19 protein-coding genes are annotated in these 23,691 nt (G+C 36.7%); 4 read left to right on the forward strand and 15 right to left on the reverse strand.

What is annotated here, in order from left to right; all coding sequences use genetic code 11:
* Positions 1–357 precede the first annotated feature (357 nt).
* From AC3WJF_RS08525 to AC3WJF_RS08550, 6 genes are all read right to left on the reverse strand, one after another.
* Complete coding sequence (locus tag AC3WJF_RS08525) at positions 358–1,068, reverse strand: alpha/beta fold hydrolase (RefSeq protein ID WP_492451170.1); 711 nt, start codon at positions 1,066–1,068, stop codon at positions 358–360.
* Positions 1,069–1,178: 110 nt separating this feature from the next.
* A complete protein-coding gene (locus AC3WJF_RS08530; RefSeq protein ID WP_492451171.1) occupies positions 1,179–2,558 on the reverse strand; it encodes a sensor histidine kinase in 1,380 nt (459 codons plus the stop codon).
* Complete coding sequence (locus AC3WJF_RS08535) at positions 2,555–3,235, reverse strand: response regulator transcription factor (RefSeq protein WP_492451173.1); 681 nt, start codon at positions 3,233–3,235, stop codon at positions 2,555–2,557. Before AC3WJF_RS08535 ends, AC3WJF_RS08530 begins: the two co-directional genes overlap by 4 nt.
* Positions 3,236–3,250: 15 nt before the next feature.
* Positions 3,251–3,934: an ABC transporter ATP-binding protein gene (locus AC3WJF_RS08540; RefSeq protein WP_492451174.1), complete on the reverse strand. Its 684-nt coding sequence runs from the start codon at positions 3,932–3,934 to the stop codon at positions 3,251–3,253.
* Between the two features lies 1 nt (position 3,935).
* A complete protein-coding gene (locus tag AC3WJF_RS08545; protein ID WP_492451176.1) occupies positions 3,936–4,970 on the reverse strand; it encodes an ABC transporter permease in 1,035 nt (344 codons plus the stop codon).
* 357 nt (positions 4,971–5,327) lie between these two features.
* On the reverse strand, positions 5,328–6,296 hold the full coding sequence (locus tag AC3WJF_RS08550; protein WP_492451178.1) for a tRNA dihydrouridine synthase: 969 nt from the start codon (positions 6,294–6,296) through the stop codon (positions 5,328–5,330).
* Positions 6,297–6,930: 634 nt separating this feature from the next.
* Between AC3WJF_RS08550 and AC3WJF_RS08555 the strand changes: the two genes are divergently transcribed.
* Together AC3WJF_RS08555 and AC3WJF_RS08560 are read left to right on the forward strand one after the other, a co-directional pair.
* Positions 6,931–8,373 carry a L,D-transpeptidase family protein gene (locus AC3WJF_RS08555; protein ID WP_492451180.1) on the forward strand — a complete coding sequence of 481 codons (1,443 nt, stop codon included), beginning with the start codon at positions 6,931–6,933 and terminating at the stop codon, positions 8,371–8,373.
* A 330-nt stretch (positions 8,374–8,703) separates the two neighbouring features.
* Positions 8,704–10,398 carry a M3 family oligoendopeptidase gene (locus AC3WJF_RS08560; RefSeq protein ID WP_492451182.1) on the forward strand — a complete coding sequence of 565 codons (1,695 nt, stop codon included), beginning with the start codon at positions 8,704–8,706 and terminating at the stop codon, positions 10,396–10,398.
* Positions 10,399–11,057: 659 nt separating this feature from the next.
* Here the strand turns inward: AC3WJF_RS08560 and rlmD are convergent.
* The gene (gene rlmD, locus AC3WJF_RS08565; protein ID WP_492451183.1) at positions 11,058–12,440 is read right to left on the reverse strand and encodes a 23S rRNA (uracil(1939)-C(5))-methyltransferase RlmD; all 1,383 of its coding nucleotides are present in this window, start codon (positions 12,438–12,440) and stop codon (positions 11,058–11,060) included.
* Positions 12,441–12,616: 176 nt separating this feature from the next.
* Here rlmD and AC3WJF_RS08570 point away from each other — a divergent pair, with 176 nt between their 5' ends.
* On the forward strand, positions 12,617–13,189 hold the full coding sequence (locus AC3WJF_RS08570) for a DUF421 domain-containing protein (RefSeq protein WP_492451185.1): 573 nt from the start codon (positions 12,617–12,619) through the stop codon (positions 13,187–13,189).
* Between the two features lie 308 nt (positions 13,190–13,497).
* Here AC3WJF_RS08570 and AC3WJF_RS08575 read toward each other — a convergent pair whose 3' ends face one another.
* The 4 genes from AC3WJF_RS08575 to pdaA form a co-directional block, all read right to left on the reverse strand.
* A complete protein-coding gene (locus AC3WJF_RS08575) occupies positions 13,498–15,345 on the reverse strand; it encodes an ABC transporter ATP-binding protein (protein ID WP_492451187.1) in 1,848 nt (615 codons plus the stop codon).
* A complete protein-coding gene (locus tag AC3WJF_RS08580) occupies positions 15,332–17,077 on the reverse strand; it encodes an ABC transporter ATP-binding protein (RefSeq protein WP_492451189.1) in 1,746 nt (581 codons plus the stop codon). Before AC3WJF_RS08580 ends, AC3WJF_RS08575 begins: the two co-directional genes overlap by 14 nt.
* 115 nt (positions 17,078–17,192) lie before the next feature.
* Positions 17,193–17,555 carry a hypothetical protein gene (locus tag AC3WJF_RS08585; RefSeq protein ID WP_492451191.1) on the reverse strand — a complete coding sequence of 121 codons (363 nt, stop codon included), beginning with the start codon at positions 17,553–17,555 and terminating at the stop codon, positions 17,193–17,195.
* Positions 17,556–17,757: 202 nt separating this feature from the next.
* Positions 17,758–18,552, reverse strand: coding sequence for a delta-lactam-biosynthetic de-N-acetylase (pdaA, locus tag AC3WJF_RS08590; RefSeq protein ID WP_492451193.1), 795 nt, complete (start codon positions 18,550–18,552; stop codon positions 17,758–17,760).
* Positions 18,553–18,988: 436 nt separating this feature from the next.
* On the opposite strand from pdaA, the gene AC3WJF_RS08595 reads away from it, so the two are divergent.
* Complete coding sequence (locus AC3WJF_RS08595) at positions 18,989–19,414, forward strand: hypothetical protein (protein ID WP_492451195.1); 426 nt, start codon at positions 18,989–18,991, stop codon at positions 19,412–19,414.
* Positions 19,415–19,458: 44 nt separating this feature from the next.
* Here the strand turns inward: AC3WJF_RS08595 and AC3WJF_RS08600 are convergent, their stop codons facing one another.
* The 4 genes from AC3WJF_RS08600 to cax all read right to left on the reverse strand — a co-directional run bounded on the left by AC3WJF_RS08600 (position 19,459) and on the right by cax (position 23,635).
* A complete protein-coding gene (locus AC3WJF_RS08600; protein ID WP_492451197.1) occupies positions 19,459–21,006 on the reverse strand; it encodes a fumarate hydratase in 1,548 nt (515 codons plus the stop codon).
* Between the two features lie 135 nt (positions 21,007–21,141).
* Positions 21,142–21,318, reverse strand: a complete 177-nt coding sequence (locus AC3WJF_RS08605) for an SE1561 family protein (RefSeq protein ID WP_492451199.1) — start codon at positions 21,316–21,318, stop codon at positions 21,142–21,144.
* 313 nt (positions 21,319–21,631) lie between these two features.
* On the reverse strand, positions 21,632–22,444 hold the full coding sequence (locus AC3WJF_RS08610; protein WP_492451201.1) for a YfkD family protein: 813 nt from the start codon (positions 22,442–22,444) through the stop codon (positions 21,632–21,634).
* Between the two features lie 135 nt (positions 22,445–22,579).
* Positions 22,580–23,635 carry a calcium/proton exchanger gene (cax, locus tag AC3WJF_RS08615; protein WP_492451203.1) on the reverse strand — a complete coding sequence of 352 codons (1,056 nt, stop codon included), beginning with the start codon at positions 23,633–23,635 and terminating at the stop codon, positions 22,580–22,582.
* Positions 23,636–23,691 lie beyond the last annotated feature (56 nt).

Here is a 23,691-nt window from a genome sequence, read left to right on the forward strand (position 1 = left end):
TGCTGCATTCAAATTCAAGGTAGACTATGAAAGTCAAACGCAATTCAGCGTGAATGTTTCCGCATGTATGGTTATCCAACTATAGGAGAATTATGAGTAAGACATTTTTTTGCATAGAACACACTTAAAGCACAACTAGTTATTTTCCGCTAGTTGTGCTTTTTGCACCCAATACTTCTGATTGTCCTCTAAAAGAACCGTCCACGCGTCTATTCCTTATAGAGCGCTTTATCCTTTTAATCTTTTTTCAAAGATTGAGTAAAACATTATTTTATTCTTTATTTGATTTAAGATTTCCTTCCCATAAATCCGTTTTTTTATATAAATCTTGAAATTAGTTCCATACATTGATTCCGTCTACAATGTAAGTCCATTCAAAAATTTATTTACAGTGTCCACAAACTGTTCTACTTTAAAGAATAAAAACAGGTGTCCCCCGCCAAATGTAACCATCTTTGAATTTCGAATTTTGGAGTGCATTTCTTCTGCAAGAATGTAAGGTGCAAATTTGTCTTTCTTACCATGCAAAATGAGAGTTGGTGCATTGATTTGGTCTAACCTTTCAGTTGCATCATATTCACGTGCCGCATCACGTTGTCGAAGAACGGCATGATTGGTTTGCGAAAATTTCTTTCCTATTTTTCCTAACAACGAAATCCGAAGAAGGAAGTCCAATCTTTTGCTTGATAGATTTTTATCAATCCGATGCACATATGTTGAAACAAGAATTAAACTCTTTACTTTATCGGGATGCTGCAATGTCAGTTCAGTGGCAATTCTCCCCCCTAAAGAAATACCGAGAACATGAACCTGTTCTATATTAAGATATTTAAGAAGTGCTGCAACATCTTCGGACATCATTGAAATGGAATACGGTATATCAGGTTTATCACTTCGCCCTACTCCTCGATTATCAAATGCTATCACTTTATGATTTTTAGAGAGTAAATAAATAATCTTTTTGTAATCCGTTACATCATTATTAAGACCTGGGATAAGACAAAGAGGTTTTCCTTCACCATGAATTTCATAATATAGATTTATACCATTTACATTAGCTATCGGCATTTCTTAAAACCTCCCTTTACTTCTAATCCACAAATTTCAGATGGAAAAGATACAAAGACGTTATTTTCGGATAGGGATCTTCCAAATGTAATATATTGCAATAAAAAAATTTAGCAAATCGGCAATTCCACCATAAAAGTGGTCCCTTCATTTTCTTTACTTCTTACATGGATTCGACCGCCATGCAATTCGATAATCGTCTTGACGATTGATAAGCCCAGCCCGGTGCCCTCAACTGTTCGGGTACGTGCTTTATCTGCCCGGTAAAAGCGGTCATATATCCTAACTAGTTCTGTATCATTCATCCCAATTCCTGTATCTTCAAAGGTTACTGTGACTGTTTCTTCCTTTTCATCAATCGATATCTCGATGCTGCCATTCGGTTTGTTGTATTTAATGGCATTGGATAAAAGGTTATCCCAGACCGTATTAAGCAAGGATGGGTCACCGACAATCTCTATATCCGGCAATGAGTAGCTAAGCATAATCTCCTTTTCACTTATTGCCCATTGATAATTGCGCACCAATTCTTTCAATTGTTTTCCGAGGCAAAAGGTTTTTTTCTTCGTAATATCCTCATTTCGGTCTAATGAGGCAAGAATCAGCAATTGTTTTGTTAAGGTCGAAAGCCTCCTAATTTCACCGTTAATGATCGATACATATTGTCGTCTTTCTTCTATGCTTATAGAATGATTTTCTAACAGGTTTGTATATCCTTTTATATTGGAAAGTGGCGACTGTATATCATGGGAAATATTCGAAATAAATTCCTTTCTCATGTCATCCATTTGTTCCAATTTTCTCGCCATCAGCAAAAAGCTGCGGGAAAGTTCCCCAACCTCATCATGACGGCTCACATTCAGTTTGACATTAAAATCGCCATTTGCTAGTGATTTTGTCGCTTTTGTCAGGTTGGAAATCGGTTTTACTAAATACTTTGTATTAATAACAACCATAACAATTGTCAACGTAATGGCGATTCCTAGAATCCATGCAAATAATATATGCATCTCGTTGAAAAGGAAATTAATGTCCGGCCTGATAAAAAGAGCAAACGTTTTTCCGTTGTAGTTCAATGGTACGCCAATCGTATTTTTGAGTTCATCAGCAAAAAAACCTGTTACAAAGGTTCCTTGTTGAAGATGGAGCATACCGTGAAAAATTTGTCCATTTAATACTTCCTTTTGAGTTGTAACAGAAAGACTTTTGTCCCGGAAAGGTTCGCCAAAATAAGTTCTATTCCCGTTGGTTTCTACCAGACACATTTGATAGCCAACTTTGGAAATGCTCTCTAAATACTCTCTCAAGCTTATATTTGGATGACTATCAACAAAGGCAGCAATATCTAATGCGACCTTTGTGTTTTTATTGTCATTATATGGTTTTAGTTTTTGTTGATAATAAGCATTCGAGATGATAAAAGCCAGGAAAAAGCTTATAAACATCATTCCAATGGTTATGACAATAAATTTCACATAAAGTGTTTTCATCTATGTTGGACCTCCAAGTGATATCCAACACCGCGCACTGTTTTTATTTGAAAATCATCCGTTAATTTCGAAAAACGTTCCCTTAATCTTTTAATATGAACATCTACTGTCCTCGCATCCCCTTCATAATCCAATCCCCAAATTTGTTCAATTAAGTGTTCCCTGGAAAACACCTGTCTGGGGTTAGAAATTAGATAATATAGAAGTTCAAATTCTTTTAATGGTAAAAGCAAGGTATGCTTCCCTACCTGAACTTCATAGTTTTTTTTGTTTATCGTGGTACTTCCAATTTGTAGTATGGACTCATTCTGCTGGTAGTCATATCGCCGCAGCAATGCCTTAATCCGAAAGATTAGTTCTTTTGGTTCAAATGGTTTTACCAAATAATCATCCGTTCCGGCTTGAAATCCTTGCTCCTTATCTTCAATTTCGCTTTTTGCTGTTAGAAGGATTACTGGAATATCATACTGGGTTCGAATCTCCTTCGTTAAAGTGTAGCCATCCATAAATGGCATCATCACATCCACAATGGCTAAATCGAAGGCCGCCTTCTTGAGTATTTCTAATGCTTCCATCCCGTCTTTTGCCTGGAATACATTGAAACCTTGTTCAGATAAGTGAATATCTACAAGTTTTAAAATATTGATATCGTCATCCACAATTAAAATATTTGTCATATTTTCTTCTTTCACCTACACTTTTTGTAAAATCTGCCCATCACTCATTTTAATAATATGGTCAGCAAATGGAAGCATTTCTTCGTCATGTGTCACCATTAATGTAGCAATGTTTAATGTTTTTGTTAAGTTTTGGATTAACTTCATCACATCTTTCGACCGTCTTGAATCCAAACTTGCAGTTGGTTCATCTGCAAAAAGAACTTTTGGTTTATGGATAATGGCACGAGCGATGGCAACCCGTTGCTTTTCACCACCGGATAATGAAGCGGGATAGGCATTTTTTCGATGAACCATTTCAACCAATTTCAGGATTTTAGCAATTTCTTTTTTTTGTTCATTTTTCTTTATTTTCGTTTCAGATACATCCAACATCAGCATCAGCTGCTCTTCTACTGTCAGAAAAGGAACGAGGTGAGCAAATTGGAATATAAAGCCGAATTTAGTAGCCCGTATTTTTCGGACTTGTTCTGGTTTCATCGCTGTGATATTTTTCCCTTCGAATAGGACTTGCCCATCTGTAGTAGGCTGGAGTCCTGCAGCTATTGTAAGGAGGGTACTTTTACCAGAGCCTGACGCACCTACTAATGCTGTTATTTCGCCTTCTCTAAGCGAAAGATTAACCCCTTTTAAGATTTCCTCCTTCACTTCACCGTTTGTAAAGGTTTTTCTCACTTCATCTATTGTAAATATCGTCATATTAAACCTCTCCTTGTTGAATAGCGTGTAATGGTTCGACTTTTTTAATTTGAATACCCGAAAGCGTAGCTCCAATAAATCCAATCATAAGGAAAACTATAGACAATTGTACGGTTGTTTCAGGGGTCAAACTAAAAGGCATTCCTTTAGGTGCTATCCTATTAAAAACCTGACTAATTACAATTGAAATGCTAAGTGCAACGACCGTAATCGAAACCATTTGCGTCCACATCATTTTAAACAAAGTACTGGATTTTACCCCAATCGCTTTAAGAATTCCATATAAGCCCATTTTTTGAACGTTCATCATGTAGAAAAAGATCGCAAACAACATTCCGCTGATGACAACTAAAAACCAAATAATCATATTTAGAGACATTTGCTCCGCTTTATAACTCGAAATCGTATTAAGAAACTGATTTTTCGAAAACGATTGCAGACCCGTGAATGTTTGCGCTGAATTCCCTCCTGGGATGAAAACCAATTGCATATTGTTGACCCGGTAAATTTCTTTGTAGTCTTCCATACTGATATATGCGACTGGTGCATGGCTGAATTTGCTATGATCTACAAACCCTTTAACAATAAACTTGCCATTGTATTGATTGTTGGTTAAAGAATCTCCGACTTTTATACCATCATCTTTCATCGAACGATCCAGTACGATTTCCCCTTTTTTAACATTTATAAACAACTTTGAATCGGTCGATGTTACAAAAGCAACGCTTTGCTGCTTACCATCATAATTATTCAAAAATCCCATTTGAATTGAAAATGCGGTGGCGTTTTTTTGTTTGTTTAAAATTTTGTCCTGGAGACTGTTATCTATTCTCGAAAGGTTGTAGGTTTTTGTTGCTTCTTTCGTCATATAAAATTGCCCGTCCGGCAAATCTTTTATCAATCCTGCATTATCATGTGATAAACCATTTGCCAAGCCGGATATAATAAACGTTAATAAACTAATGAGAAAAACAATTGCTCCTAAAATTAAAAACCTGGATTTATTTTTCTTCATTTCCTTCCATGCAATTTTCATCTTCATTCCTCCACTCTCGTTTCAATACCCTTAGTTTAAATTAGCTATGTGAATGGAACGTGAACAGAAAATTACATTTATAGATAAAGGAGAACACTACCACCTCCCGAAATATATCTAAACCGCTTTTTACGACAAAATCCGAAGGAGGAATAGGAATTATCCCAATTTTAAGTGGTAAAATATACACAAAAAGAGGATGTTCCAAAAAATCTTAATTTAACGATTTTTTGGAACATCCTCTTTCATATAATACTTAATTCAAAGAAAAGGTTGATGGGTTAGTATAGTTGGAATATTTACCGTTTGTTTATTTCGTTATAAGAAACATGAAAAAATAGAGCCAACAATGACCCATCAATATTCTTCTATAGCAATATTATCAAGCATTGCACGCACTTCATCTGTTGACTTTGTGCTCATCAATTGATTTCTTAATTCACTCGCCCCTCGAAACCCTTTGACATATATCTTAAAAAAGCGAAGAAGGTGTTTGAATGGACGCGGCTCAAATTCTGTTGAATATTTATCATGAAGATCAAGCTGCAATCTTAAGAGATCCAGCAATTCCTCACTACTATGTTCTTTCGGCTCTTTTTCAAAGGCAAATGGATTTGTAAAAATACCACGCCCAATCATAACCCCATCAACACCATATTCATGAACGAGCTTCAGGCCAGTTTGACGGTCAGGAATATCCCCATTGATCGTCAAAAGGGTATCTGGTGCTACCTGATCACGAAGTTTTTTAATCTCCGGAATCAGCTCCCAATGAGCATCGACTTTGCTCATTTCCTTTCTTGTACGCAGATGTATAGAAAGATTAGCGATGTCTTGTTTCAATATATGTGTTAGCCAGTCCCGCCATTCATCTACATTCGTATAACCAAGCCTTGTCTTCACACTTACAGGCAATCCCCCTGCTTTTGCTGCTTGTATTATATCCGCAGCGACTTCTGGACGGAGGATAAGGCCGCTTCCCTTACCCTTCGCTGCCACATTATGCACTGGACAGCCCATATTGATATCCACACCCCGAAACCCCATTTCCGCCACACCAATACTCGTTTGCCGAAAATATTCGGGCTGATCTCCCCATATATGTGCCACCATTGGTTGTTCATCTTCTGTAAAAGTCAAACGCCCACGAACACTCTGGATCCCTTCTGGATGACAATAACTTACCGTGTTTGTAAACTCCGTGAAAAACACATCAGGTCTAGCTGCTTTACTCACTACATGACGAAAAACAACATCTGTTACATCTTCCATTGGTGCCAGTATAAAAAATGGTCGTGGTAAATCACGCCAAAAATTATCTATCATATTCAATCCCTCTCACTACGGGACACCTGGTCAAACCCTTGTCCCCAAAATAAAAAGCAAAGATGTCCTTGCTTCTTTAACACTTATACCATGCTCAAGCACTTTTTATCAATCTATAGTGAACTTTGATCATTATACACTTTAATATTACCAAATAAAAAGTACAAAGAAAATCGAGTAGGATGAGGTTATTTGGGACTGAGGTACAGGTACATTGTCTAAGTTTAAACTCTCTTCTCAATAGATGGGAACTCATCACTTACCTGCCCCTACGTCCCTACCTAAATTTATGAAAATACTTTTGCCAGGAAAAATCCAGGGTTCTTATCTATAAGACTGAGAAACTAATTTTCTAATTTGGATAATTTTCATATTGTTTTCAATGGATATCACAAAAGAATGTCAAGCATGGTACATTTCAACGGCTGGAATCGGATAATTGAAGAATTCAGCAGAAGATCTAAATAAAACTTTAAACTTACGCAGAAACCGACAATGTTCGAATATGATATTTTATAGAATAGTAATGTAAATGAATTATTTTTTATAAAAATGTAACAAATAACATACTATCAATTAAATTATTGCCATAAGATGTTAACAGCTAAAGATTAGGGGTATGGGGGGATACTTTATGGAAAGCAGGGTAAATAAACAAAAAATAGAGATGCAACGAAAAAAACAAGCTAAGTGGTATGCAAACTGGAAGTTTATCACAGCAAGCATCATCTTTATTTTTGCACTCTTCATTGCAGCAGGCAGCTACTATCAGGCAAACCATTTTAATTCACAAATTAAGATTAATGGCATCAAAGTCGGTGGAATAACCGCTGATCAGGCACTAACTAAAATAAAAACAAGTGTATTAAAAAATATAATCTATGTTGGAAATCAGCAAATTTTAGAAGGAAAAGAAACAAAGATGGTATTTTCGGATAAGGATCTTCCCAATGTCAAAAAATTACTAAAGAAACAGTGGACTTTTTTTCCTTCTTCAAAAGCAAAAGATTATTCATTAATGCCTCTCGATAAGGATCAATATCGAGACCAGACGATGAAAAAACAGTTGGAAGAAAAGCTGCTAGCCATGAATAAAGGTTTAAAAGCGCCAAAAGATGCTGTGGTTCGTTTGGAAAAAGGCAAAATTAATGTCACAAAAAGTATTAGCGGAGAGCAGTATGATGTCGCCAGTCTTTTGAAGGACTTCGAAAAGCACAAATATAATAGTGAAATCCGGCTCAATCCAGTTTATATACAGCCAATTACAGAAGACAGTGAGTTTGTAAAAAACGAACAGAAAATGTTTGAAGAATTCCTTGGTCAAACCGTTGATTACAAGGTGCAGGGTAAAATTTTCACGTTAAAGGCAAGCGAATTAATTAAAAATGCATCTATTTCAAAAGATTTACAGATTAAGATTGATGATATGGCTGATCTTAAGAAAAGAATAGCCAACATTAACAATGCCCAATCCACATTAAATAAAGATTTCCCATTCAAGACTCATTCAGGTTCGGTGATTTCCGTTAAAGGTAAAGGCTATGGCTGGTCCATAGATGTTGAAAAAGAAATACCACGTATTATGAAAGCTTTTGAAAGTGGGAAGAAATCGGTTTCCGCCTCTAATATTTACGGAAACGGCTGGAATGGTGAAGGCTACGGATATGACACAATCACCAATAATGGTATAGGTAATACGTATGCTGAAGTCTCCATTGCCGAGCAACGAATTTGGATATACAAAAATGGAAAATTAGTCGTCTCAACGAATGTTGTTACTGGCACACATAGTACCAATCATGATACATCACCAGGAGTGTGGTATATCCTCTATAAACAATCTCCTTCCGTGCTAACGGGCAGAGAAAACGGAAAAATCACTTATCAAGTAGACGTTAAATATTGGGCTCCTTTTACAAATGACGGACAGGGGTTCCACGATGCCAGTTGGCGAGGCAATTGGGGAAGTAATACCTATGTGACAGCTGGATCGCATGGCTGTGTCAACACACCGCCAAGTGTTATGAAAATTGTGTATGACAATCTCAGCACTTATGAACCGGTTGTTGTTTATTGATGACTGGAATGCTGTCCTAAAAGTATGACTTATTAAGAACAGCTGGCACTTTCTTTTCAAAGAATGAATGGTTATGAAAATTAATATATAAGAAAATAAGAGATGTTAGAAGGCAACGTCCAGAAAGGGTTAGTTGCCTTTTTTAAGATAAGTTGAGAGTGAGTCTACACTCGTTTTATAAAGCATTATTCCGTTAAAACAGCAGATTTATCATCTTCCTTTAAAGCATCCGTTGTTGATTCTTTTGAAAAAGCTAGATTTAATAACCGGAAAATTATATTATAAATATTGGGATAATTAAAATAATTTAAAGAGGAAGGAGAATTATCCATGGCACAAGATATAGGTCATAATTATTATAAAGAATTAATTGATTTACAAGATGTAGAAGGGGTCGAAGCTCAAATTCGAAATTTACTTGAGGTTCCGATTGAATCCATTTCTGACCTAGAAAGGTGGTTAAAAGATGAAAAGGATTTAATGATTAAAATCACGGAGGCGATGACAGGTCACCAAGTCGACTTCTACCGAAACACAGAGGATACGGACATCAAGTCAACTTATCTTCACGATCAGCAAGTCATCCAGCCACTTTTAATGAAATATGAAGCAAAACTTAATGAGAAATGCTGTGATTCCCCTTATTTAAATCAATTAGATGAAAACCGTTTCGGCTTAATGCGACGCGTTCGCGAGTCCAAAGTTAAACTGTTCAGAGAAGAAAACATTCCCTTAATTGTAAAAGAACAAGAGCTCTGTACTAAGTATAGTGAAATTATGGGGGGACTAACTGTTGAATGGGAGGGGGAGGAAAAACCTTTTCCGTTTATAGAATCCCAACTCGATCATCTAGACAGATCCGTGCGAGAAAAAGCTTATCATGCAATGATGTCAGCCCATCGTCAAATTAAGCCCGATATGAATGCCATCATGGACGAACTCGTTCAACTACGCCATCAAATTGCTTTAAATGCAGGCTTTGAAAATTATCGTGACTATATGTTTGTGGCCAAAAATCGTGAGTATAGCATCCAAGATTGTTATGACTTTCATGAAAATGTAGAGAAACATATTATCCCAGCTTGGAATCGACTCGCAGATGTTTTTAAGTCCAAGCTTGGTGTCGATAGCTATCGCCCTTGGGATAACACCGCTAAATTCATGAAAAACCCACCATACTCTGAGGTTTCTACTCTTATGGATGGCGTTTCTGAGATGTTAGGAAAGACCGATCCATATTTTGCAGACCGTTTCGATTACATGAGAGAGCATGGGTTACTAGATCTTGGAGATCGGAAAGGAAAAAGCCCAGGTGGTTTCTGTACCCCCTTACCTGCTTCAGGGGATACCTTTGTTTTTGCGAACTTTAGTCCATCCTTTTTCTCTCTTATCGCATTAATTCATGAAATGGGACATGCGGTAAATGGATACCTCGAGTTTTCGGAGCACGGTCCTTTGGAAGAATACCAACACCGAAGTGAAGTTGCTGAACTGTACTCTCATGGGATGGAATTGCTCTTATTGGATAAGCTGGATCAATTTTATCCAGAAGAAGAAGAATTTAAAAGCGCACAGCGGGAAGAGCTGAGACGGGCATTTACAATGTTATTCGGCCCATTGGCAGGGGACCTATTCCAGCATTGGATGTATACGAATCCTAAACACACTGCCAAAGAGCGTGATGAAAAATTCTTTGAAATCTCAAAACGTTATGGCTTAAACCCTGTCGATACTTCCGGTCTTGAGGATGCAATTGGGATGAGTTGGGCAGGCACCCTCCATTATTTCCAAGTTCCTTTCTATATTATTGAATACTCCATCTCGATGCTTGGTGCTCTACAATTACTTGAGAATTATCGGAACAACCCAGAGCAAGCTGTCGAATCCTTTAAAAAAGGTGCAAGTACGGACTACAATCAATCCATCGCAGCTATTTACAAAGAAACTGGGGTCAGCTTTGATTTCTCAGAGCCGGCCGTTAAGCGAATGGGTGAATTCCTAGAAAAAGTCATTCAAGACATTTAGTAACGAAGTGGGAGCACGGGGACTGTTCTTAGTAGAGGATAATCGGAAGTTTTCCACGCAAAAAGGTACAACTTGTTGAATTTTCCAGTTTTACCTCTTGCTTTAGATCTGTCCCTCCCCAGTGAATAGGCTTTTTTAGTTATAATGTTGATATAGTCAAGAGACTTCCTTCAGTAACAGGTCCTTTTGGCAGCTTATCAATTCTATTTTCCCCCAAATGTTTTTGATGAAGTTCAATGGCTTTCTGGCTTTCTCTCTCAGGTAATTATTTGTTGAACAGTTTGAGTCTACAACTTAATATCATAGTAAGGTACTCACAATCTGGTCCGATTGTTAAACATGAATTCAGGAGAGTATTCATTTAATTCTATTTCCAAACACAAAAAGAGTTCACCAATGAACTCTTTTTGTGAATTTTACTAATATTTTTTCTGTACAACAAAAATAAACTCTTATCAAAATCCCCCCCTCCAACCCGCATTCCACCGTTCTAGTTAAAATGAAGTTTTCCGATCGAAAAAGAACCGTAGGAAACCAAAAACTGAGACAGGACAAGGGCTTGTACCGAAAAAGACCCGGAAATCGGAAATGTTTATTTTCACGAAATCGGGGTCTGAATCAGAAAAGTTTATTTTTACTGAGAAGTTTCTATTTTGGTTTTACACTTTTAATACTATTTGCGCAACACACTCCACATGCGCAGTCTGAGGAAACATATCCACCGGCTGCAAATACTCCACCTTATATTTCGAACTCAACACTTGCAAGTCCTTCGCCAAAGTAGATGGATTACAAGATGCATATACAAACTTCTCCGGCTTTACATTCAGGATCGTTTTTAAAAACTTCTCATCGCATCCTGTCCGTGGCGGATCTACTACAACTACATCTGGTCGCCAGCCTTCTTTCACCCATTTTGGCATGAGTTCTTCTGCTTTACCTGTAAAATAGCTCGCATTTTCTAGCCCGTGTTTCATTGCATTTTTCTTAGCGTCTTCAATTCCCTCAGGAATCACATCCATCCCACGGATTTCTGCCGCTCCGTCTGCTAACCAAAGGCCAATAGTTCCAACTCCGCAATAAGCATCTACAATTTTTTCTTTGCCGGTTAATTCAGCTGCTTTCTTTACTTCATTATAAAGCTTAACTGTTTGAACCGGATTAAGTTGAAAGAATGCTCGTGCAGAAAGCTCATAAGTGAATTCTTCTAAGCGTTCCTCTACAATTTTTTCGCCAGATAAATGAATCGTTTCATCCCCTAAAACAATAGATGTCCTTTTAGGGTTTATATTTTGCATGATCGAAACAACTTCTGGTAGTCGTTTTTTTATTTCTGAGATAATCGCTTCTTTTCGTGGAAGATCTTTTTTTGCTGTAACTAGCATGACTTGAACTTGTCCAGTTTCGATGCCAACGCGTGTAACAATTGTCCGTACAATTCCTTTTCTTGTTTTTTCATTGTAAATCGGTATTTTGAAATCTGCTAGGATTTGTTTCACGACATTGGTTACTTTATTTGTTACTGGCTGTTGCACAATACATTCCGGAATGTTAATTAACCGATGCGAATCCATACTATACATTCCAGCGATTACTTTTCCATGATCCTCGCCTAGCTGAAATTGGCTTTTGTTGCGATAATGCCATGGATTGTCCATTCCGATTGTGGGTCTGATATCCATTTCTTCTATATTAAAACGTGTATGTCGCTCCAAAGCTTGGATAAGAATGTCTCGTTTTTCTTTTAGCTGTTGACCGTATTCTAAATGCTGGAGCTGACACCCTCCACATTGCTCATAAACGATACAAGGTGCTTTGACCCTGTGTTCGGAGCGTTTGCGCACTTTCTTGACGATAGCTTCCGCATATTTGGGATGAGCTTTCGTCACCTCCACTACTACTTCCTCTCCTGGAAGGGCACCTGGGACAAAAACTACTTGCTTTTTAAAATAGCCGACACCTTCGCCATTAATTCCTAAGCGTTTAATAGTTAGGGGAAATTGCTGTTTTTCTTTTATTAAAAGTGCTTTTTCGTTTTTCAAAAATATCACTCCGCTATTAATGTTTACATATTTAAGTAGATGCTTCGTATTATATCACACAAGTATTTTGCATGCGGCACCACCAACATTATGCTAAATGGTTTAGCTGTATATTTAATAGAATAAAGGGGAAAGTAAAAAAGTCGTTTATTATTACATCTAAATTGAGGGTAGCTATGAATTACATATGGGAATCGGTAATAATTTTATTAACTGGTTTTTTCTTAATACGGATCGCAGGTAAAAAAACAGTTGCTCAAATGTCAGGATTGGAAATCATCACTATTTTAGCGATTGCATCCACAACTGGTCATGCTATTTCCGAGCAAGGCTTAATGAAAACCATCATTGCTTTGTGTTCGCTTGTAGCAATTCTTATCCTCATTCAGTTTTTATCTATTAAATTTAATTTTGCAAAAAAATTATTTATTGGGAAAGCCACGCCTATTATCCAAGATGGCAAAATTATTTATAAGAATCTAAAAAAGCTTCGCATTTCTATCGATCAGTTGGAAGCAAGGTTACACGAAAACGGAATATCCAATATCTCCGATGTTAAAATGGCAAATATTGAAATTACCGGGCAGTTTGGATATGAGCTAATGGATCATGCAAAGACCGTAACCGTAGGGGATTTAGAAAAAAGGTTAGAGCAGCTACAATCAGAAATTCTCCAACAACTTGTCACTATGCAACCAAAAACTCCTGAGGAAATCGTTCAGGATCAACTTCGTCCACAATACGAATAAATTAAATAAGAGTAAAGATGAAAATTGTAGAAAGGCATGTTGATTGAACATCCAATCTTTGCATCGATATAAAATCCCTTTCAAAAAATATTCCTGACGAAATGGGGGATAACTCCATTCACTCTCTCATTTCTATATAACTATTTACTAAAAAGAGATAGCAGAACATATTCCTGCTATCTCCATTATACCTAGGTTCGGACAAGATATTAGATACCCCTTGTATTTTTCAATATTACTTCATTCAATGTCCGAAACAAATTTCCCTATTAATCCATATTCATCTTTATGCCATATAATTTTTATCATTAGCTTACAATCCCTTGCACCAATTGATTTTTATATAGATTAGCATAAAAGCCATCCTCTTTTACTAATTTTTCATGTGATCCGCTCTCCATAATTTCTCCATCATTAATAACAAGAATGGTGTCCGCTTCCCGAATCGTGTTTAATCTATGTGCAATAACGAAGCTTGTTCTCCCCTTCATTAAGGTTTTCATGGCCTCTTGAATATGAAACTCTGTTCGTGTATCCACACTGCTTGTTGCTTCATCCAAAATAAGTATCGAAGGATTGGCAAGAACTGCTCTAGCGATGGTCAATAACTGCTTTTGGCCCTGGCTTAAATTACTTCCTTCTGCATTTATTGCTGTATCGTATCCATTCGGTAATTTTCTAATAAAGGAATCGGCATTGGCATGGCGAGCCGCATTTTCCACTTCTGCATCTGTTGCATTCAGCCGTCCATAACGAATGTTTTCACGTATTGTTCCAGAAAAAACATATGCATCCTGTAATACCAATCCGATTTGCGATCTTAACATATGTTTGTTAAGATCGCGAATATCTTTCCCGTCGATTAAAATTCTTCCAGATTGAATGTCATAGAATCTCGTCAATAAATTAATAATAGTCGTTTTTCCAGCACCAGTTGGACCAACTAAAGCAATCATTTGACCTGGTTTCGCATGGAGAGACAGATTTTTCAGTACTGCGACATCCGGTGTATAACTAAAATGAACATGATCAAAAATGACTTCACCGTTTATTTTTTTAGAAGGCATTCCATCGATTTTTTCTAATGTCTCCGAGTCCATATCTAACACTTCAAATACACGTTCCGCTCCCGCAATCGCTGATTGCAGCATATTATATTGGTTGGCCAGCTGATTGATAGGTTGGCTAAATTGGTTAGAATAGGTAAGAAAACTAACAATGACTCCAATCGTAATCATGTGATCGTAAGCAAATATACTGCCAATTACCGCAATAATAACAAAACTTAAATTGCGCATTGCATTCATCATCGGTCCCATAGATCCAGAGATGCTTTGGGCTTTCGCACCAACGATACGCAATTTCTCATTAATCTCTCGAAATTCTTCGATAGACTTTGATTCACGACCAAACACTTTCGTAACTTTTAATCCCGAAATACTTTCTTGTACGAATCCGTTCACTTCTCCTAAGTACTTTTGCTGTTCTGAAAAATACTTGCGTGTGTATTTTGTAATTTTTTTCGTGATAAAAGTAACTAGTGGAACGGTTAATAATGTAATCAATGTCATCCATAGACTTAGACTCAGCATCATAATCACGCTACCAACTAACATAAAAACACTTGAAATTAGCTGAACTACCGTTTGATTTAGGGTATTAGATACATTTTCCAAATCATTTGTGGTCCGACTCATCAAATCACCGGTTGTCCTTTGATCAAAAAATGGAATCGGCAAACTTTGATATTTTTCAAACAAATCTTGGCGCATTTCTCTAACTGTATTTTGTGATAAACTGGAAGCGACATATTGCTGTAACCAAGTGAAGACAGATCCTAAAAGATAAATAACTAATAAAACAGTACACATTAGTAGTAAACCATGAAATTTATGTGGAATTACATAGTTATCAATCGATTTTCCAATTATATAAGGTCCTAATAGCAATAAACAGGACGTTAAAGCAGTACTAATGATAACCAATATTAGGCCAAGTCGTTGACGCTTTATGTAACTCCAGATTGTTAGCAAGGTCGCTTTTGCATTCTTCGACCTTATTTTAGGAATACTCCCGTGACGAGGAGCTTGACGAAAGCCTGATTGAAGGAGATTAGCAGAAACCTTATCATTGGGATGATTATTATTGCCCGACATAATATTCCTCCTTCTCACCAAACTGGGACTGGTAAATATCTTGATAAACGCTACACGTTTTCATTAATTCATGATGGGTTCCACTTCCGATAATCACACCATCATCTATTACAAGAATCTTTTCTGCGGTTACAACGGACGAAATTCTCTGTGCAATTAAGAAGGTAATGCTCTCTTTCATTATTTCTTTTAAGGAATCTCGGATTCGCTTTTCTGTACCAAGATCTAATGCACTTGTACTATCATCCAAAATTAAAATAGGCGGCTTAATTAATAAAGCACGGGCAATTGCGATCCTTTGCTTTTGTCCACCAGACAAATTAACACCCTTTTGCCCAACTTTTGTTTCGTAACCGTTCGGTAATTTTACGATAAAGTCATGTGCTTGAGCAATTTTAGCAACCGCCTCAATCTCTTCCTGGGAAGCATTTGATTTACCAAATGCAATGTTATCTCGGATCGAACCAGTATATAAAAAGGTTTCCTGCAGAACCATTCCTATTTTGCGCCTAAGCTCTAATAGTGAAAGATCTCTAATGTCTATTCCATCAACCTCAATGGATCCAGACGTAACATCATATAGTCTTGGTATCAACTGGACAAGTGTTGATTTTCCGGATCCTGTAGATCCAATTATGGCGACAGTTTCTCCATGATAAGCTTCAAAGTTCACATCTCGCAGCACTAAATCATCAGTTGATAAATCTTTATAGGAAAATCCGACATTATGAAACTTGATATGCTTAGCTAGAATAGAAGATTCTTTCACTCCCACACTGTCTTCAATATCAGGTTTTGTTGTTAAAACCTCTTGAATGCGTTTTGCGGATACGCTAGCTTGCGAGATATTTACAAGCATTGTGCTCACCATCAGTAAGGAAGACAGCGCTTGTGCCACATAGTTTATAAACGCGACTAAATCCCCTACTTGAATGGACGTTTTCCATACTAAATTTCCTCCATACAACAGAATGATGACAAGGCAAGTATTCATTAATAATGTTAGGATTGGATAATTCAACGCAATCACTCGGGCTGCCTTTATAGATGTTTGTGAGTAATCACGATTATCCAATTGAAATCGCTTTGTTTCAAAATCGGATCTTACAAAAGCCTTTACTACTCGAATTCCCGCCAAATTTTCTTGCAACCTATTGTTTACTACATCAAGTTTTGTTTGAACTTTGGAAAACAAAGGAAAAGAATATTTTATAAGGAAAACTAGAACCAAGAGTAAAACAACTGTTGTAAATAACAAAATAAGTCCCAACCTCAGATTCATCAATAATGCCATTACAATGCTTCCAATCAGTAAACCCGGTGTACGAAAAAATGTTTGCATAGCCATTCTAACTAGACTCTGAACTTGAACAACATCATTGGTCATTCGCGTAATTAAGGATCCTGTCTTAAATGTATCAAGATTCTCAAAAGAGAAGGTTTGTACTTTTGTGAATAAAGCCTCTCTTATATCTGCACCAAAATTCTGAGAGACTCTGCTTGCAAAAATATTACATCCGACTCCTGCCAACAATCCAAGGAAAGTTGTTAACACCATTATTGTCCCTGTATGCTGAATGACATGGAAATCCCGTTTTACTACTCCGAAATTGACAAGATGAGCAGCAAATTTCGGTTGGAGCAAATCAAAAAAGACTTCAAACATCATAAACAAAGGTGCAAGCATAAAGGACTTCCAATAAGGTTTTATATATTTTTTCAATTGCCACATAATTTTTTCTCCTTTGGTTAGAAAATTCTCCTAACCGTTCAAGTAAAAAACTCACCAATTCCGGCAAGTTTTTCATTAGATTATTCATAAAAAAATGACTTCTACCAAAAGTTAATTAGTCGACTTTATTCTGTTTGTTCTCTAGATCCTCTTTTGCAGTCGAAACATTTTCTTCTCCATCCGTTTTTTCACTATCGGTTTCCGTTCCTTCCATTTCATAAAGCTCAAATAATTGAACAAATTCGTTGATGATCATTTCTAATGCTTTTAACTCACCGACAAGAATGGGATTAATGGATTGAAGCTCTTTTGTTTGTAATTGCTGCTTCAATGTAGCACGCTTTACATTCATCATCTCTAAAAATGCAACTGCTCTTCCTCTCCGAAACGTCTTCGCACCATGATGATGTTCTTTCCGTTTCTGGCCATCACCACAATGATGACTATCTCTATGATCCTTAAACTTTTCCTTTTTCATAAATATTCACAACCTTCCGTATACATTTGTATACAAAAAATTATAATATATTATGTATACATTTGTATACATAAAATATGTATGTGGAAAATGAATATTAAAATTATCACTGGCACTTTTATTCCAAAACTGTTCACTAGTAAAAAAATACGTTCCCACTAAAAAAGTAGAAACGCATTTGTTGCTATCAACCATATTTTGTTTAATCGATTAATGGACTCTTCACTTTTTCCTTCATCATATAATAGTCCAAGCTTTCAAAACGATAGCCACGATCCTTTAAATCCTTAATGACCTTTTCTAATGCTTCTGCATTATCCCTAGAAACGGTATGTAAAAGCATAATTGCACCAGGATGAACCTGCGCCAAGATATTATCATAAGAATACTGCCAGCCTTTTTGTTGATTTATTCTCCAATCTAAAAAAGCTAGCGACCATAACACATGTGTATAACCTTCTTGATTAGCAATTTCCATTGTGCGTTCACTTAATATTCCTCTTGGTGGGCGTAAATAATGCATTTCCTTTTGCTTCGTAATGAGCGCCGTTTCTTCCTGGACCTTTCGTAATTCTTCTCTTATTTTTTCATCCGATATTTGCGTCATATCAGGGTGACTCCAGGAATGGTTGCCAATAATATGTCCCTCTTTAACCATTCTTTTCACTAGTTTAGGTTGTGACTTTAAATAATGGCCAGTTACAAAGAAAGTGGCAGGTACCTTTTCCTTTTTTAAGACATCTAAAATATCCTCGGTATACCCGTTTTCATAGCCATTGTCGAAGGTTAAATACAAAATTTTGTCGTGTGGATTTCCTTTATATAATGCATGATGTTTCTTTAATAGTTCGTCGTATTCTTTTCCTGCATCGGCTTGCTGTTCGTTTTTCCCTTTTGTAAAGCCCCAATGGACCGCTCGGTTTGAAATGGCATATGTAGGATAGGTGATCACTAATAATAATGAAATTGCTATGGGAAACATAAACCACTTTTTCATGTTTGCACCTCTCTTTTCCTATATTTTTTTACTTTTGAAAAAGAATATTCCGGTTAATAATTGCCAACACAGTTTTCGCAATAATTGTAGCTTTTCGTCATTTGTTATAAATCCTAAGCGGTTTTGGTTTCAGGGCATCTTTTCTTACCAAGCTTATTCATTTTTAACACATTTAACGTTGTAACTTAGAATTTCGTATGGTAATACTACAAAGTTTAAGAAAAGAGCTTTTGCCAAAACTGTGGATAGAAAATAAAGTTATTCAGAATTTGTGGATGATTTCGAATAAAAAGTGGAAAACTTTCTATTATTCAAAAAAATTCATTGTGGATAGAAGAAAAATTGTGGATAAAGTTATATAATCTACCGTTATTGGGGGATTTGTTGCAAAATACATTCTATTGTATTGGGAATCATTAAAAATGAGGTGATTTCTATGATAAAAAAACTGCTTTTTAGTTTTATGTTACTTTTTTTATTAACAACAAATACCTCAGCTCAAACGAACAACCAAATAGAAATTTTTGATATTAGCAAGGAAAGGGTGGTAAAAGAAGTCCCTGTGTCTGTTGATATTCAAGATGATGTGAAACGATTAATAGAGAGAACAACAGGTGTTTATCCGAAGGTAAGCCCAATTCCAAGCAAAGGTTTTATGGTGAAAATTCCGCTTGAACCGGCTATTGAGCTTCGTAATCAATGGCTGCAAGGGAAAGTAAATCAAGTCATTCTTGTTTTTCCTCCAAAAGAACGTCCATTTTATTTAGTGATGGATGAAAACAATAGAACCCATTTATTTCTGTTCGAAGGAGAAACGGAAACCCTTTTAAGAAAGCTGAATTATAAGCCTAGTGGATATTAATAAAACGCTTGGAGGTATATTTCCCCCAAGCGTTTCTTTACAATTTATTTAAAAACTGGCTCTTTAAACCCGGCTAATTTTTCTAATGAGGATTTATCTACATCCGCATGTAAACTGTTACCACGAGAATCCATTGTAACAACTGCAGTGAAGCCTTCTACATTTAAGTGCCACATTGCTTCTGGAATACCGAATTCTGTTAAATCAACACCATCGACTTTTTTTATGCAGTCTGCATAATATTGTGCAGCACCACCAATTGCGTTCAAATATACTCCACCATGTTCTTTAAGAGCAGCAAGGGTTTTCGGTCCCATACCACCTTTACCGATAACAGCACGGATACCAAATTTCTTCATGATATCGCCTTGATATGGCTCCTCACGAATGGATGTTGTTGGGCCAGCAGCTTTTACTGTCCAGTTTCCTTCTTCGTCTTTAGCCATAACAGGTCCGCAATGGTAAATAACTTGACCATTAAGATCCACTGGTGCGTCGTTGTCCATTAAATATTTATGAATGGCGTCACGACCAGTATACATACGTCCATCAATACGAACAACATCCCCTACTTTTAATTCACGAATTTGTTCTTCTGTAATTGGAGCTTTAAGAGTTACTACTTTTGTTTGTTCTTCAGATGATGCAGCTGTTTCTTTATCTGCAATATTAGCAAATTCAATTTTTTCGCCTTCTTGATACAGCCAGTCTTTAATGTCACCTGTTTCAGGATCCACTGTTACTCCAAGACGACGGAATGCCCAGCAGTTATAAGCAACAGATACGAAAAAGCTTGCAGGAATACGATTCATAACTCCAATTTTACAGCCTAAAAGGGTAGTTTCACCACCGAATCCCATTGTACCGATACCAAGTTCATTAGCGTTTTCCATAATGTAATCTTCTAATTTTCTTAGATCTTCATGTGGATTTACATCTTCCACAGAACGGAATAATTGTTCCTTCGCGAGGTCGTACCCAGATGAACGGTCCCCACCGATTCCGACTCCAATAAATCCAGCACTACAGCCTTGACCTTGAGCTTGGTACACGGAGTGAAGGATACATTTACGGATTCCATCCAAGTCTCGTCCTGCACGGCCTAAGCCTTCTAATTCGCAGGGGAGGCTATATTGGATATTTTTGTTCTCACAGCCGCCGCCTTTTAAAATAAGACGAACATCAATGTAATCCTTTTCCCATTGGTCAAATTTAATAACAGGTGTTCCACCGCCAAGATTATCTCCGCTATTTTTTCCTGTTAACGAATCAACTGAGTTTGGGCGAAGTTTAGAGTCATTTGTTGCTTGGGCAATTGCGTTGTAGATTGCCTCTTTTATTTTTAATTGATTTACTCCAACAGGCGTTTTGATTTTAAATGTTGGAAGACCAGTATCTTGACAAATGGGCGAAACATTTTCATCCGCCATTTGAATGTTATTTGTAATTGTTCCTAAGCTTAATGCTGCACGAGTGCCGGCATTTTCACTTTCCTTTGCTTTTTTTACAGCTCTGCGAACGTCCTTTGGCAAGTTTGTAGACGTTTCCACAATTAATTGGTACATACTCTCTTGAAACTTTTCTACGTTCATTTTCTTCTCTCCCTTGCAGCTTAGTTCTTATATATGTATATTTCCGCCTCCCATTATACTCTTATCAAGGGATTTATTAAAGAAGAGATTTATGGTATGAAAAAAGGTCAAACCATTTCAGGTTGACCTCAATCATTACTTTTTAAATTGTTCGCACTTAAGCTCTAAGTCATCTATCATTTGGATCAAGCGATCGATATCTTCCAGCTCTGTTTCCTCTGGATCCATGGAATCGATTACTTCAAGAAACATATTTAAACGATGCTTCAAATATTCGACTTGTGATTCTTTATCATGAACGGCATTTCCCATGATGTTTCTCCTTTCAGTCAATACTCCAATGTTAAACTTTATATAATTTTAAACAAAAAACGATTCGCACTCAAAGAAACCTACTTAATCATGATAGCAGAGATTAATAAATGTGCAATTATTAAGGAAAAATTGTTACATTTTAGCGATTTTTCGATGAGCTGCACAAAACATGATGTGAACTGCACAATTTTTTCCCGCAACTGCACGAAATATGAGTTCAACCGCACGAAAATTACCATGAACTGCACGAATTGTAACTTTAGTACTATCCTTCCACTAAGAAAAAGACCAACGAATTGGTCTTTGAATCTTATCTTGGGTGGTCAGATGCAAGAAATCCAAAGGATACATGATCTTGCACCGGAATCCAGGCTCCAATCCCCTGGGATGTTACGTTCTTGATCATGATTTTTTTCTGTTTCCCTTTTAAGACTAAATACACTTCGCCATATGTTACCTTCCCTTTTTCATTAATAGCTGGTGCATAGGCATAAAGGTATCCGAGTCTCTTCGGAGGAATATTATAGACACGGTCTTTCTTGGTTCCACCACCTATTATCGTTTCAAAGGCAAGAGGAAGATGGGTTGTATTCATTGCTTTCAACAGCATCATTTTCTTTACATCATCCGCTTTTGCTACTTTTGCGGTGAGTCCGCCTCTAACAATTCTTTGAGCTTCTTGGACATAATGAATTTGGTAATTACTTCTTCCACCGCGGTTATCAAAATAATTAGTGTTTATTTTTTGATATTGCCAATTTGGTGATGTTTCCATTGATTCATAATTTAATGGCCATTCTCCTAAATAGATAGTGGCTCTTAAGCCAATGGATAGTGGTGAATTATTAACTGACGATTCATTTAAAATTCTGATTAAATTTGGATTCTCAATTTTTACTTTCGATGTTTGTAAAACCTTTTTTGTAAACTCACTTGGCTGTAAATATGGTAGGTCTTGCGTTGGATTTGGGTACGTATTTTCCTTCGTTATATCTAGTACAGAAGAAGGAATCTTAATCTTTGGCATCCCTTTTGATGGAGGGATTCCTTTATTTGCAAAGACATTTGGCGCAGCAGATAAAAATATTAATAAAAACACAAGTACAAACCTTTGCCATTTCATTTTGAGAGACTCCCTTCGTAAGATGAGTTTTCATTTGTTTTTAATCTTTCCACTCTAGTTATTTCTTATCCATGAAAAATGAATAGGGAGCATAAAAAACCACTTAGCTCCTCGAAACTTAAGTGGTCTCATTCCCTATAATAAATAAAATCCAATTCCCATAATAATATATGCTGCCATTAAGGTTGCACCTTCAAACCAATTCGTTTCACCGTCATTTGCTAAAATAATCGACAGTAGTACAGAGGTTGCCATGGCGACAAGTTCTGGCATAGTAAATACGAGTGGCATTGGGTTTTGGAAAAATAACGATAGAATGACAAGCGCAGGTGCAACAAACATAGCTATTTGCAATGTGGAACCAAAAGCAATTTCCACCGCAACATCCATCTTATTTTTATAAGCCATTAAAATGGCTGAGGCATGTTCAGCAGCATTTCCAACAATGGCCACAATCACAATCCCAATAAATAACTCGCTCCAGCCGAAGCTTTTAGCTACAGACTCAAAAGTATGTACGAGATTTTCTGAGATATATGCTACTGCAACGGTTGCAACAAATAATACAGTAATGGCTTTTCCTTTTTTCCATTCCGGCTCCTCTTCTTTTTCCTCCTTACTAACTTGAGGGTCCTGATAGATTCCTCTATGTGTCACTAATTTAAAGAACAGTGCCGCCAAATAAAGCAAAATTAATATTATCGCAACGCCAACACTTAAATGGATTGTATTCGTTAAGTTAAGATTCATGGAAAATACTTCTGGAATGACAAAAGCAATAAGGACTGCAAATATCAATAAACCAGAATTATGACGTGCATCGTATACATTAAAATTTTGACGTTTATATTTAATTCCTCCAACCAAGAAGGACATTCCTGCTACTAACAGCAAATTCCCTAATACCGAGCCGGTTAAGGAAGCTAGTACTACTTCGTTTAACCCTGCTTGTATTGAAAAAATAGATATAATCAATTCAACAGCATTGCCGAACGTTGCGTTCAATAATCCACCGATTCTCGGGCCGGCTACAATTGCTAAGCTTTCTGTAGCTCTTCCCATGAAGCTTGCCAAGGCAATGATAGTCAAACAATATATAATAAACATAATGACACTTGGCCAATGAAAGATGGCTCCAATTACTGAAATAGGTACACCTATGAAAACCATTAACGCGAAGACTTTGTTCATAATTTCCTCCTAATAAACAGCATTGTTACTATTATGTTAACCCGTGTACGAATGAA

The organism is Heyndrickxia sp. FW510-T9, from assembly GCF_058781025.1.

Excerpts from the sequence above, each read along its gene's own strand:
- AC3WJF_RS08525 (WP_492451170.1), bottom strand. The coding sequence starts at position 1,068 with ATGCCGATAGCTAATGTAAATGGTATAAATCTATATTATGAAATTCAT.
- AC3WJF_RS08530 (WP_492451171.1), bottom strand. The coding sequence starts at position 2,558 with ATGAAAACACTTTATGTGAAATTTATTGTCATAACCATTGGAATGATG.
- AC3WJF_RS08535 (WP_492451173.1), bottom strand. The coding sequence starts at position 3,235 with ATGACAAATATTTTAATTGTGGATGACGATATCAATATTTTAAAACTT.
- AC3WJF_RS08540 (WP_492451174.1), bottom strand. The coding sequence starts at position 3,934 with ATGACGATATTTACAATAGATGAAGTGAGAAAAACCTTTACAAACGGT.
- AC3WJF_RS08545 (WP_492451176.1), bottom strand. The coding sequence starts at position 4,970 with ATGAAAATTGCATGGAAGGAAATGAAGAAAAATAAATCCAGGTTTTTA.
- AC3WJF_RS08550 (WP_492451178.1), bottom strand. The coding sequence starts at position 6,296 with ATGATAGATAATTTTTGGCGTGATTTACCACGACCATTTTTTATACTG.
- AC3WJF_RS08555 (WP_492451180.1), top strand. The coding sequence starts at position 6,931 with ATGGAAAGCAGGGTAAATAAACAAAAAATAGAGATGCAACGAAAAAAA.
- AC3WJF_RS08560 (WP_492451182.1), top strand. The coding sequence starts at position 8,704 with ATGGCACAAGATATAGGTCATAATTATTATAAAGAATTAATTGATTTA.
- AC3WJF_RS08570 (WP_492451185.1), top strand. The coding sequence starts at position 12,617 with ATGAATTACATATGGGAATCGGTAATAATTTTATTAACTGGTTTTTTC.
- AC3WJF_RS08575 (WP_492451187.1), bottom strand. The coding sequence starts at position 15,345 with ATGTCGGGCAATAATAATCATCCCAATGATAAGGTTTCTGCTAATCTC.
- AC3WJF_RS08580 (WP_492451189.1), bottom strand. The coding sequence starts at position 17,077 with ATGTGGCAATTGAAAAAATATATAAAACCTTATTGGAAGTCCTTTATG.
- AC3WJF_RS08585 (WP_492451191.1), bottom strand. The coding sequence starts at position 17,555 with ATGAAAAAGGAAAAGTTTAAGGATCATAGAGATAGTCATCATTGTGGT.
- pdaA (WP_492451193.1), bottom strand. The coding sequence starts at position 18,552 with ATGAAAAAGTGGTTTATGTTTCCCATAGCAATTTCATTATTATTAGTG.
- AC3WJF_RS08595 (WP_492451195.1), top strand. The coding sequence starts at position 18,989 with ATGATAAAAAAACTGCTTTTTAGTTTTATGTTACTTTTTTTATTAACA.
- AC3WJF_RS08600 (WP_492451197.1), bottom strand. The coding sequence starts at position 21,006 with ATGAACGTAGAAAAGTTTCAAGAGAGTATGTACCAATTAATTGTGGAA.
- AC3WJF_RS08605 (WP_492451199.1), bottom strand. The coding sequence starts at position 21,318 with ATGGGAAATGCCGTTCATGATAAAGAATCACAAGTCGAATATTTGAAG.
- AC3WJF_RS08610 (WP_492451201.1), bottom strand. The coding sequence starts at position 22,444 with ATGAAATGGCAAAGGTTTGTACTTGTGTTTTTATTAATATTTTTATCT.
- cax (WP_492451203.1), bottom strand. The coding sequence starts at position 23,635 with ATGAACAAAGTCTTCGCGTTAATGGTTTTCATAGGTGTACCTATTTCA.